The 12,596-nt window shown below is 58.6% G+C and carries 9 protein-coding genes; 6 read left to right on the top strand and 3 right to left on the bottom strand.

Translation table 11 applies throughout. The features are described from left to right. Positions 1-89 precede the first annotated feature (89 nt). A complete protein-coding gene (locus V7747_RS15340) occupies positions 90-1,124 on the bottom strand; it encodes an alpha/beta fold hydrolase (protein ID WP_335616882.1) in 1,035 nt (344 codons plus the stop codon). 150 nt (positions 1,125-1,274) lie between these two features. On the opposite strand from V7747_RS15340, the gene glnT reads away from it, so the two are divergent. From glnT to V7747_RS15325, 3 genes are all read left to right on the top strand, one after another. Then, on the top strand, positions 1,275-2,636 hold the full coding sequence (gene glnT / locus V7747_RS15335) for a type III glutamate--ammonia ligase (protein ID WP_335616881.1): 1,362 nt from the start codon (positions 1,275-1,277) through the stop codon (positions 2,634-2,636). A gap of 163 nt (positions 2,637-2,799) precedes the next feature. Continuing rightward, entirely contained in the window at positions 2,800-3,813 is a 1,014-nt protein-coding gene (locus V7747_RS15330; RefSeq protein WP_335616890.1) for a putative urea ABC transporter substrate-binding protein, read from the top strand. Positions 3,814-3,868: 55 nt separating this feature from the next. Beyond that, on the top strand, positions 3,869-4,480 hold the full coding sequence (locus V7747_RS15325) for a TetR family transcriptional regulator (protein ID WP_335616880.1): 612 nt from the start codon (positions 3,869-3,871) through the stop codon (positions 4,478-4,480). Between the two features lie 56 nt (positions 4,481-4,536). On the opposite strand, the gene V7747_RS15320 is transcribed toward V7747_RS15325, so the two are convergent. Beyond that, positions 4,537-6,501: an alkyl/aryl-sulfatase gene (locus tag V7747_RS15320; RefSeq protein ID WP_335611446.1), complete on the bottom strand. Its 1,965-nt coding sequence runs from the start codon at positions 6,499-6,501 to the stop codon at positions 4,537-4,539. 318 nt (positions 6,502-6,819) lie between these two features. Here V7747_RS15320 and V7747_RS15315 point away from each other — a divergent pair, with 318 nt between their 5' ends. Both V7747_RS15315 and V7747_RS15310 read left to right on the top strand, forming a co-directional pair. Beyond that, entirely contained in the window at positions 6,820-7,917 is a 1,098-nt protein-coding gene (locus V7747_RS15315; RefSeq protein ID WP_335616879.1) for a carboxynorspermidine decarboxylase, read from the top strand. 47 nt (positions 7,918-7,964) lie between these two features. Beyond that, positions 7,965-9,203, top strand: coding sequence for a saccharopine dehydrogenase family protein (locus V7747_RS15310; RefSeq protein WP_335616878.1), 1,239 nt, complete (start codon positions 7,965-7,967; stop codon positions 9,201-9,203). Positions 9,204-9,260: 57 nt separating this feature from the next. Here the strand turns inward: V7747_RS15310 and V7747_RS15305 are convergent, their stop codons facing one another. Beyond that, a complete protein-coding gene (locus V7747_RS15305) occupies positions 9,261-10,976 on the bottom strand; it encodes a VOC family protein (RefSeq protein ID WP_335616877.1) in 1,716 nt (571 codons plus the stop codon). A gap of 217 nt (positions 10,977-11,193) precedes the next feature. Between V7747_RS15305 and V7747_RS15300 the strand changes: the two genes are divergently transcribed. Next, positions 11,194-12,543, top strand: coding sequence for a glutamine synthetase family protein (locus V7747_RS15300; RefSeq protein WP_335616876.1), 1,350 nt, complete (start codon positions 11,194-11,196; stop codon positions 12,541-12,543). Positions 12,544-12,596 lie beyond the last annotated feature (53 nt).

The following is a 12,596-nucleotide window of genomic DNA, read 5'->3' as shown; positions in this document are numbered from 1 at the left end:
GAACTACCCCTGCGCTGACAGTAGGCTAGTGGTCGGCTCTCCTTTTGTTTGCACTTGGTCGCTGGGTTACTGGGTGCAACAGCCCGAGCTTAATCACCTCTATCCGGTTCAATCAGTAGCCGGAGCGCAGCAACAATTAAGTCTGTGTCATGCTGGTTTCTGCCGAAGGCACCTGCACAATGCCCCCACTCGGATTCGAGCAGGGTAAAGGTTGCGTTGGAAATCTGTTCCGCCTCAGAAAGGGCATCTTCTCTGGTGAAATAGAGGTCGGTACTGCCTGGCATGATCAGACAGCGGGCCTGAATGGCGCCAAGGGCGGCGGACATATTCCCATTGAATGCCGGGTTGCGGCTGATGTCGGCTGTTTGCCAAGTATCCAGCATGCACAACAGGTCGTTAGCGTCCTGCTGCAGATGATCTTCTTCCCAAAAGCGTAGCAACTCTTCGATGGATTGATGGCCGAGTTGACGGTAGGTTTCGTTGCGATAGAACGCCTGGCTGTAAGCCCAGCCGGCATACACTCGGCCGAAGGCCTTGAGGCCCGCGGCGGGCGGAGTGCTGTAATCGCCGTTATCCCAGGTAGGGTCGCAGGTGAGGGCGGCTTTGACGCCCTCAAGAAATACTTGGTTGTGCGGCCAGCAGCGAGCGGTGGCGCAGATGCTCGCAGCCGCACGGACTTGCTCTGGATAAAGGCACGCCCACTGCAAAGCCTGCATACCGCCCATGGACCACCCCGCTACTAGGGCGATGGATGCATCGGCAAAGTTCGCCTGCACAAGCTGATGCTGAAGACGGACATTGTCATACAGACTGATTGATGGAAAGCGAGCGCTTCGCTGATCCGGATGTGCGTTGCTTGGGGAGCTGGATTGGCCGTTGCCCATCAGGTTGGGTATGACGATGCAGTAGTGCTCAGGGCTCAGGGCACTATCTGCACCAATCAGAGGCAGGTTGCCCTCGTGTGTTCCACCATAGTACGTCGGCAGCACTACCAGGTTGTTCCTATCGGCGTTCAACTGACCTACTTGTACGTAGGTTAACTGAGCATCATGGAGCGTCTCGCCGCTCTGTAGACTAAAGTTTCCGGCCCGGTAAGTTCTAACAACTATCTGATTTTCTTTCATAAGTTGGTGTTCCACGAATCCGCCGGGTTTCTCTCGGCTGCTGTAAAAGGGACTGTCCATTCAACATACATGCATGCTGGCATGTATGTTGAATGGAAGATTCGTACCAGTTACCGCAGCGGGTGCGGTCAGGACCAATGGAGTATCAGCATGAGCGAGCACACCACAACCGAGCAACTAAAGCAGACACTGCAGGATCGGGGCGTTAAGTATGCGCTCGGCGGTTATGTAGACTTGCATGGCGTCATCAAGGGCAAGTTTGTGCCCCTAGAGCACCTTGGTCGCATGATGAAAGGGTCAGAGCTGTATACGGGCGCTGCACTGGACGGAGTGCCGCAGGATATCAGCGACAACGAAGTCGCGACCATGCCAGACGCCGCTACCGCAACGGTCTGCCCGTGGAATCCTGAATTGGCTTGGTTTGCCAGTGATCAGTACCTGGATGGCGCCCCTTTTGAGGCCTGCTCGCGCAATATTCTCAAGCGCCAAGTCAGCCATGCAGCTGACCTGGGGCTGACGTTCAACCTGGGCATCGAAACCGAATTCTTTTTGTTCAAGGACAGCGAGGACGGTTCCTTCGAGCCTATCAGTGCGCGCGATACCCTGGCCAAACCCTGCTACGACCCTCGCGGATTAATGGACAACATGCCCATTATTGGCGAGCTAGTCGAGTCTATGAACGCGATGGGTTGGGATGTTTACTCCTTCGATCATGAGGACGCCAACGGGCAGTTTGAAACCGATTTCACCTACACCGATGCACTGGGCATGGCCGACCGCCTGGTGTTTTTCCGCCTGATGGCCAACGAGATAGCGCGCAAGCACGGTGCCTTCGCCAGTTTCATGCCCAAACCCTCTGCCACGCGCACCGGTAGCGGTGCGCACTACAACATGTCGCTGGCTGACCGGGAAACCGGCAAGAACCTGTTTGACGTCGCTAACGGCAGTGACCCGCATGGTTGTGGTGTAACGGAAATGGCCTACCACTTCATTGCTGGTGTAATGAAGCACGCCAAAGCAATCAGCGCCGTCATTGCACCGACGGTCAACAGCTATAAACGCCTGGTGCGCAAGGGCAGTATGTCGGGCTCGACCTGGGCGCCGGTGTTTGTCTGCTACGGCAACAACAATCGCACCAACATGTTGCGCATACCTTCCCAGGGCGCGCGGGTTGAATGTCGTGCGGCGGATATTGCCTGCAACCCCTATTTGGGCGCGGCGATGATGCTGGCCGCCGGGCTTGAAGGGATTCGTGAAAGCATGGACCCGGGCGCGCCACACCGGGAGAACATGTACAACTACACAGACCAGCAGGTCCGTGAAATGGACATCGAAATGCTGCCGCAGAACCTGGGGGAGGCCATCGACGCGTTCGAGGCGGACCCACTATCTAGGGCGGTGTTGGGTGACGCCATGTTCGAGAGCTTTGTCACTTACAAGCGCCAGGAATGGACCGAGTACCACACCCACGTGTCCGACTGGGAGCTCAAGCGCTATCTCAAGTTCTTCTGATCCGAGCGGGCCGCTGCTGGCGGCCCGGTTCTTGCTGTCTACCTGTAACAAGGTGATAACTAAAACCATCTGGAGTAGAACCATGAAAAAGTCCGTACCTTTTGCACGACGTTTCAAGCAGGTTGTATCCGGGGCACTGATCGCATTGGCGGCCACAACAGCGATGGTGCCGGCTGCCTCAGCGCAAGAGAAAGACAGTTTTAAGCTGGCCTGGAGCATCTACGCCGGCTGGATTCCGTGGAAATACATTGACGAATCGGGCCTGATGAAAAAGTGGGCCGACAAGTACGGCATCGAAGTTGAGATCGTGCAGATCAATGATTATGTCGAATCCATCAATCAATACAGCGCCGGGCAGTTTGACGGCGTAGTCGCCACCAGCATGGACGCACTGTCGATTCCTGCCGCCGGGGGAGTGGATACCACGGCGCTGATTGTCGGCGACTATTCCAATGGCAACGATGGCATCGTGATGAAGGGCAGTAGTGATCTGAAAGACCTCAAGGGGCAGCAGGTCAATCTGGTTGAGCTTTCTGTTTCGCATTATCTGTTGGCCCGTGCGCTGGACTCGGTGGGTATGAGCGAGAGTGACGTCACTGTGGTCAATACCAGCGATGCTGATCTGGTGGCCGCTTTCAATACCCCGGATGTGAAGAACGTGGTGACCTGGAATCCGTTGCTGGATGAGATGCTCGGCATGCCGGGGGCCAACCGCGTGTTCGACTCCAGCCAGATTCCCGGTCACATCAAGGATCTGACCATCGTCAACACCCAGACCCTGAAAGACAATCCGGCACTGGGCAAAGCTCTGGTTGGCGCTTGGTTTGAACTGATGGCGGACATGGGCACCGACAGCGAAGCAGGGCAGAAGGCTCGCGCTGCTCTGGGTGAAGCCTCGGGTACTGACCAGGCAGGTTATGAAGCGCAGTTGGCAGGCATGAAAATGTTCTGGCAGCCCGCTAATGCGTTGACGTTCATTCGCAGTGCTGAGGCGGTGGAGGCGATGGACAGCGTGCGTCAGTTCTCCTTCGAGAAAGGGCTGCTGGGTGAAGGTGCCGACTCTGCCGATTTTGTCGGTATCAGCCTGCCGAACGACAAAACCCTTGGCGATACCGGTAATATCAAACTGCGTTTTGATACCCAGTACATGCAGATGGCGGCCGAGGGCGCTCTCTGATCAGGCCTGACTGTTGCCGGCAGCCAGGTTGCCGGCAACACCTGTTGGAACACCCATGCGCAGAACCAAAGAAGACGCGGAAAAAACCCGCCTGAAAATTATTGAAGCCGCGCTGACGCTGTTCAGTCGCAACGGCTACTCCAATACCACATTAGCCATGATTGGCACCGAGGCCGGTTACAGTCGCGGGCCTATCTACTGGCACTTCAAGAACAAGGACGACCTGTTTCAAGCGGTACTGGCTTACTCGCAGGAGCCGCTGGAACAGTTGGTGGCGCAAGCGCGTGAAGCCGATCTACCGCCACTGGCCACCATAGAGCGCTTTGTTGCGCGCTGGCTGGAGCTGCTGGTGGAGGATGCCTGGTTTCGGCAGTCGTTCGAGATTCTGTTGAACAAAACCGAGCTGACCGAGGCGGTTGCAGCGACGCTCAAGCGTGAGCGCAAACTGACGCGCAGCATGATAGGCACCTTGCAGGAGCAGATAGTGGCGGCACAGGCCAACGACAGCGTGCCAAAGACGCAAGCGCCAGAGCAGTTGGCACTGTTGATCTACACCCAGCTGATGGGCGTGACCCAGAGCTGGCTGTTTGCACCGCGCTTGTTCAACCTTGGCAAGCAACGAGCATTCTTTACCGGACGGTTGATGATTTCATTACAGCAACCCTGATGCAAATAACCCGCCGAGTGGCGGGTTATCTATGCTGCCTAGCACGCCGTGGCGGCTTAATCCTTTATTGGCTCAATGATCGGGAAGCTGCCGGAAGGTACTTCCAGCATCTGCAGCAGCCCGAAGAAGGCTTGAGGCTCGCCCGATACCTTGATCTGGCCAGCTTTCACCGCATCCGGGAAGGTGGTGCGTTTCAGCAGGATTTGGTTCAGCGTTTCACGCGTCATTACAACGGTGGCTTGTGCTGCATCATCCTGGGTATTGGCGCGATGGGTCAGCGTTGAGTGCTCCAGATTCAGGCGGTAATTTTCCTTGGTGTCGGTTAACTGCCAGTTGATCACCAGATGTTTGCCAGCGGCTTTGTCGGCGTCCAGGCGCACTCCCATCAAATCAAAGAACATGCCGGTGTCCAGGGCCTGCAGTACGTCGGGCGAAAGTGAGCCGTCCGTGGGCTTGGTCGAGCCGTCGCGCAGCTCCATGGCACCGGTGAGATACGCGCCGCGCCAGGTGCCGGCCTCGGCCTGATAGCCCAGCTGTTCCAGGGCATCTGCGCCCAGCTCACGGGCTGCTTGATTGCCGGGTTCGGCAAAGACCACCTGACTCATTACCGAGGCTACCCAGCGGTATTCGCCGTTGGCGTAATCTTCACGCGCCTGCTCGATAACCTTGTCGGCACCACCCATGTATTCAACCGTTTTGGCTGCGTTCTGCTCGGGTGGCAGCGGGTTGAGGTTGGCCGGGTTGGCATCGTACCAGCCCATGTAGCGCTGATAGATGGCCTTGGCGTTGTGGCTCAGCGTGCCGTAGTAGCCACGGGCATACCACTGTTGATCCAGACTTTCGGGCAGTTTGAGCTGCTCGGCGATATCGCCCGGCAGGTAGCCCTTGTTGATCATGCGTACCGATTGATCATGCAAGTATTTGTACATGTCGCGTTGCACCGACAGAAACTGCTTGGTTTTGTCCTCGCCCCACACAGGCCAATGGTGCTGACCAATGAGTACGTCGGTGTCGTCACCGAAGCGCTCCAGTGCTACATCGATATAATGCGACCAGGCACTGGCGTCGCGCACCGCCGCGCCGCGGATGGTGTAGACGTTGTGCATGTGCTGGCTGGTGACTTCGCCGGTATCCAATACCTTGAACTTGGGGAAATACATCATCATTTCCGACTCGGCTTCGGTGCCGTGGGCCATCTGGAACTGCACTTCGATGCCATCGATGGTCAAGGTAGCGTTATCCGGCACGGTATCGGTGGGGGCAATCAGGGTGCGATCTCCCTTGGATAGCGCCTTGCCTAGGCCGGTGTCGACATGCCCGCGCTCGCCCGGTGGCAATGTGGCACCAAACTGGTAGGCAGCGCGGCGGCTCATCGCCGGGCCGGCGATCACGTTCTCGGATACCGCGTGCTCCATAAAGCCAGCCGGCGCGTAGACGTGCGCCTTGCCGGCCTTGACGTCTGCCTCGTCGAGCACGCCTTTCACTCCGCCCCAGTGGTCAACATGGTTGTGGGTGTACAGCACCGCAACAACAGGCTTCTCGGGACGGTTCTGGTAGTAAAGGTCGAGACCGGCCTTGGCGGTGGACGGAGACAGCAGGGGGTCGATGATGATCAGCCCGGTGTTCCCTTCAATGATGGTCATGTTGGCCAAATCCATACCGCGAATCTGATACATGCCATCGGTCACCTTGAACAGACCGTGGATGGCGTTGAGGCGCGCCTGACGCCAGAGGCTGGGGTTTACTGTGGCGGGGGCATCTTCCTTGTTGAGGAAGTCGTACTCGCTCATGTCCCAGGCAACCGAACCGTCTTCATTGGTGACCTTGCCGTCGGGCAGTTTGGCGACAAAACCGCGCTCGGCGTCGCTGAAGGCTTGCTTGTCGGCAAAGGGCAACTGCTGCAGCACCGCCTTGTTATGGGCGGCGGTTGTTTCGGTAGCGGGATTGGGGGCGGCGAAGCTGCTCAGGCTGATGCTGGCAGCCAGCGCGCTCAAACAGTGAACTAGGGTGCGTGATCGCATCGGGTGTCTCCCTGAAATTGGCTGGCGTCGATTGGACGACGCGCTTTTGTTGTAAGCGGACAATGGATGGCGCTGTATCAACTATAGGTAGAGGACGCGTGATATGGCTAATGCATTTTTATTGTTATTTTGATGCCTGTGGTGCATTGGCGCGGGCCTTGAAGTGAAATTGCAGCATTGCCGGTGTACCCTTGGCATCGTCGCGTGGCCGGCTGCGGGGGAATTTTTTATCGAAGCAGCGGCCTGGTTAAACTATAATCGCGCGCTTTTCCCACGCCCGATACCCCGGGCTTTTGCCAACTGGAGGTCACGACCGAATTGATCAAGACGCCGTACTATCTCATCGACAAGAGCAAGTTGAAGCAGAACATGGAGAGGATCGCCTATGTGCGTGAACACTCCGGAGCCAAGGCCCTGCTGGCCCTCAAGTGTTTCGCCACCTGGTCCGTGTTCGACTTCATGAGTGAGTACATGGATGGCACCACTTCCTCTTCCCTGAACGAGGTCAAGTTGGGGCGCCTCAAGTTCGGCGGTGAAACCCACGCCTACAGCGTGGCATACGCCGACGACGAGATTGAGGAAGTCCTGCACAATTCGGACAAGATCATCTTCAATTCCATTAGCCAGCTGACGCGCTTCAGCGATGCCTCTGCGGGCACCGTGCGCGGCCTGCGGCTCAACCCCGGCGTCAGCAGTTCCGACTTTCTGATTGCGGACCCGTCGCGCCCCTTCAGCCGTCTTGGCGAATGGGATGCTGCCAAGATTGAGGCGGTGCTACCGTTGATTTCCGGTTTCATGATCCACAACAATTGTGAAAACGGCGACTTTGGCCTGTTCGACCAGATGCTCGGCCAGATCGAAGAGCGCTTCGGCCACCTGTTGCAGCAGGTCGAGTGGGTCAGCCTGGGTGGCGGTATTCACTTTACCGGCGACGATTATCCGGTAGACAGCTTCTGCGCACGGCTCAAGGCGTTCTCCGAGAAGTACGGTGTTCAGGTTTATCTGGAGCCGGGCGAAGCGGCGATCACGCTCAGCACTTCGCTGGAAGTCACGGTGCTCGACACTCTCTACAACGGCAAGCAGCTGGCGGTGGTCGACAGCTCGATCGAAGCGCACATGCTGGATCTGCTGATCTACCGTCAGGATGCCAAGATGGCGCCCTGCGATGGCCCGCATCAGTACATGGTGTGCGGTAAATCCTGTCTTGCCGGCGATATCTTCGGCGAGTTCCAGTTTGATCGCGAGCTGAACGTTGGCGATCGTCTCTCCTTTATCGACGCGGCCGGTTACACCATGGTCAAGAAGAACTGGTTCAATGGCGTGAACATGCCCGCCATTGCGATCAAGCAACTTGATGGTGAAGTGCAACTGGTCCGTGAGTTCGGTTTCCAGGATTACCTAGAAAGCCTCTCCTGAGGCCACAACCCCAGCCTTTATCCAAGGAGGCGTTGCGAGGAAGAGCAATGAAGAAAAACGTTCTGATTATTGGTGCCGGTGGCGTAGCCCAGGTGGTTGCGCACAAGTGTGCGCAGCATAACGATGTGCTGGGCGACATTCATATCGCCTCACGGACGCTCGACAAGTGCCAGGCACTGGTCGACAGCGTGCATGAAAAGGGCAGCTTGAAAACGGCCGGTGCGTTGCAGGCGCATGCATTGGATGCGCTGGATGTGGAAGCCACCAAAGCGCTGATCGCCAAGACCCAGTCGCAACTGGTCATCAATGTTGGATCCGCTTTTATCAATATGTCGGTACTGCAGGCGTGCATCGAAACCGGCGCTGCGTATCTGGATACCGCCATCCATGAAGACCCGGCGAAGATCTGCGAGACGCCGCCGTGGTATGCCAACTACGAGTGGAAGCGCCGCGAGCTTTGCGAGCAGAACGGCATTACCGCGATTCTCGGCGTCGGCTTTGATCCGGGCGTGGTCAACGCTTACGCCAGCATTGCCTATAACGAGTACTTCGACAGCGTCGACTCGATCGATATCATTGATATCAACGCCGGCAGCCACGGCAAGTACTTTGCCACCAACTTCGACCCAGAAATCAACTTCCGCGAGTTTACCGGTCAGGTCTGGTCCTGGCAGAACAGCCAGTGGACTAGCAACCAGATGTTCGAAGTCAAGCGCACCGACGACCTGCCGGTGGTCGGCCCGCAGACCAGCTACATGACCGGCCACGATGAAGTGCACTCGCTGTCGCAGAACCTGAACGTACCGAACGTGCGTTTCTGGATGGGCTTTGGTGAGCACTACATCAATGTGTTTACCGTGCTGAAGAACCTGGGGCTGCTGTCCGAGCAGCCGGTCACCACCGCCGAAGGGCTGGAAGTGGTGCCGCTCAAGGTGGTCAAGGCCGTGCTGCCCGATCCGTCCTCGCTGGCACCGGAATACAGCGGCAAAACCTGCATCGGTGATGTGGTCAAGGGCAAGAAAGACGGCAAGGACAAGGAAGTGTTCATCTACAACGTGGCCGATCATGCCGAGGCGTATGCCGAAGTCGGCAGCCAGGGCATTTCTTACACCGCCGGCGTACCGCCCGTCGCGGCGGCCATTCTGATCGCCAATGGCGCCTGGGATGTGCAGAAGATGGTCAACGTGGAAGAGCTGGACGCCAAGCCCTTCATCAACTTGCTGAACGACATGGGCCTGCCGACCCGCATCAAGGACGAGCAGGGCGACCGCGCACTGAGTTTCTGAGCGCTTTCGCAGAAATGAAAAGGCCAGCTTCGCAGCTGGCCTTTTTTGTTGCGTGCTTCAGGGCGCGTCTGTCGGTTGCCCCCAGGGCGCCAGCAGTACCTCCAGCAGAGTGCCATCGGCGTCTTTGGCAAAGCCTACCAGCTCGCCTTCGCGCCCGACATACTCGGATACGTCGGGTTCTTGCAGCACCCGCTCGCCGGCCGTATCGATAGTCTCGATGAATGCCTCGGGTGACGCAGTCGCAATCTCCAGTTTCACCGGATTGTCGGTGTAGTTGCGCGGCGTGCCGTTGGTCCAGTTCATCAACACCAGCGCCGAGCCGCCGTAGCCCTGCAGAATGTACTCGTTGTACTGACCGGGAATGGGCAGAAACAGCGAGACCTTGAAGCCCAGGGTGTCGGCGTAGAAAGCCTTGGCCGCGGCCAGATCGCTGACGCCAATGCCGAAGGCACCGAAGTAGGATTCGCTGGCGGCGCTGTCGCCGACGATTTCGATCAGGTTGTTGTCCAGGTCGCGGCCAAAGCCGACTATGGCGTTGCCCAGCGCAGGGCCTTGGTCCACCGGCTCCACCAGCACCACGCCACCGGCATCGCGAATGTTCTGTGCAAAGACATTGGCGTCTTTGGCGTAAAACACCAGTTTGCCCGGATTCTGTCGGTAGTTGCGGCTAACGCCATCGGTAAAGCCCATCAGAATAACCTGTGAGCCACGGCCGTCGGCGGATTCCAGCACGACTTCTTCGCGGTTGTCACGGGTGCGGCGCCCGATTTCCTGCATGCCCAGACCCTCGGTATAGAAAGTGACTGCGGCGTCCAGATCGGCCACGCCGATGGCGGCACCGCTCAGGTATGCGCGAATCGACTGGCGAATTTCCAGCAGAGTGCCGTCGGCATCGCTGGCATAGCCCACCAAGGTGTTATTCAGGTCGGCATCGGCGGAAGGGGCGGGCTCTTGGCTAACGCTCTCGCCGGACTCGCTGATGGCGTCGCTCAGGCGTTGCGGCTGCGCGGCCGCCAGCTCCAGCTTCACCGGGTTGTCGGTGTAGTTGCGTGGTGTGGCACTGGTCCAGTGCATCAACACCAGGGCGGAGCTGCCGGGCACCGGTGAGGTGAGAATGTACTCATCGTACTGGCCGGGAATCTGCAGGAATTGATCTTCCTCAAAGCCCAGCGTCTCGACGTAAAAGTCGCGCGCCGATTCGAGGTTGGACACGCCGATGCCGAAGGCGCTGAAATAGGAATCGGTGGCGCCGTCACTGCCGGTGATCTCGATCAGGTTGTTGTCCTGGTCGCGGCCAAAGCCCACCACAACACCGCCGACACTGGCCTGGGGCGCCGGCGGCACGGTAATGCGACCGCCAGCAAGGGCAAAGCGTGCTGCAAAGGCGGCGGGGTCTTTTGCATAGAACACCAGCTTGCCTGGGTTCTGCTGCGTGTTGCGGCCCACGCCGTCGGTGAAGCTCATCAGTACGACATTGGAACCGCGCTTGTCGGCGGACTGCAGCACCACCTCGATGCGGTCATCGCGGGTAACGCGCTTGATCTCGGTCATGCCGAGACCTTCTTTGTAGACCTTGAGCGCTGCGTCCAGGTCGGCAACGCCGATAGCGGCGGCCTGCAGGTAAACGCTGTTTTCACGGGTATCGGTGGCCGGAGGCGGCGGGGTAGTGGAATTGTCCGAGTCACTGCCGCCACCGCTGCTTAAACAGCCGGACAACAGCAACACGAGCAGGCCAAGGCTGAGCCTTGAGCCACGGCGGGCAACTGATTTCATCGGAGTACCTTTCTTGTCTTTATGGTCGCTGCGGATCGCAGCGTATTGGCTGATCAATAATGAATGAATGTTCGTTCTTTTTGCAAGTGTCCCTGTCGCTGACCTGATGGCTCGCTGGGACAGTCGCGTTCTCACCCGGTTGGTCTGCTTGCAAGCGGATGGGGTATGATCCGGCAACGCCATTTTCGGCAAACCGGCCAGCAAAGGTAGTAGCGCCATGACGTCCCCCCTGTCTGCAGTCCCCATGTCCGAGCGGTTGGCGGGTGTGGCTGATATTGAATGTGTCACCCCGGATTTGAACGGGGTGCCGCGTGGCAAGGTCATGACCGTGGAGGGCTTTCTCAGCGAGCGGCGTTTGCAGCTGGCGCGTGGCGTGCTGCTGCAGTGCATCATGGGCGGCTACCCTGACGCCGAGTTTTACGGCCACGATGACGGCGACCTGGTGCTCTGCCCCGACGCTGACCAAACGCACGTGCTGCCCTGGCTGGACCAGACCCGCGCTCTGGCCATCTGCGAAGCCGTGGAGCTGGATGGGCAGCTCTCGGGCCTGTCGACCCGTGCACTGTTGCGCAAGGTGGTCAACCAGTATGCCGAGCGCGGTTGGACACCGGTGGTCGCCACCGAGCTGGAGTTCTTCCTGTTTGAGCCCAACCGCGACGACACCCAGGCCTTTCAGCCTCCGGTTGGCCTGGACGGCCGCCGTGAAGTGGGCGCTGGCGCCTTCAGCGTCAGCACCAGTAATGGCCTCAAGCCGTTCTTTGACGAGATCAGCGCCGGTATGGCGGCGCTGGGCATCCCGCGTGACACCTTCATGCACGAGATGGGCGTCAGCCAGTTCGAGATCAACTTTGTGCATGGCGATCCGGTACTGATCGCCGACCAGACCTTCCTGTTCAAGCACATGCTGCACGAGGTGGCGCTCAAGCACGGGTTGATCGCCGTCTGCATGGCCAAGCCGCTGGCGCGCGTACCCGGCTGCTCAATGCACATTCATCAGAGCATTGTGGAGCAACACAGCGGGCAGAATATCTTCACCGATGCGGCAACCCAGCAACCCACGGCCGCCTTTCAGCACTTCATTGGCGGCCTGCAGCATTGCATGGCCGAGCTGACCTTGCTGATGGCGCCTTACGTGAACTCCTACCAGCGCTTCTGTCATGCCTACGCCTCACCCAATAACCTGTGCTGGTCGCACGATAACCGCGCCGCCGGACTGCGCATTCCGGCCAGCGAGCCGGTCGCGCGGCGGGTGGAAAACCGCCTGCCCGGTGCTGACGCCAACCCCTATCTGGCGGTGGCGGCATCGCTGGCGGCCGGCTTGTACGGGATTGACCATGCCTGTGAACCCAGCGCCCCGGCGCAGGGCGAATTCAACGCGCCGGATGAGCTGATACTGCCAGGCACTCTGCACGAGGCCATCCACCGGCTCGACCGCAGCGCAGTTGCCCGCGAACTCTTTGGCGCCGAGTTCATCAACGGTTACCTGGCCAGCAAACGCATGGAGCTGGAAAGCTTTATGGACGAGATTACGCCCTGGGAACGGCGCTATCTGGGTAGTCAGGTATAAGCTGTTGTTGATCGCCTGCGACGAGTTCTGTCGCAGGTCTGTGCCAGACTGAC

It is taken from the genome of Halopseudomonas sp. (assembly GCF_036960865.1).
Classification (GTDB): domain Bacteria; phylum Pseudomonadota; class Gammaproteobacteria; order Pseudomonadales; family Pseudomonadaceae; genus Halopseudomonas.
This window is presented reverse-complemented; position numbering and strand designations above follow the sequence as displayed.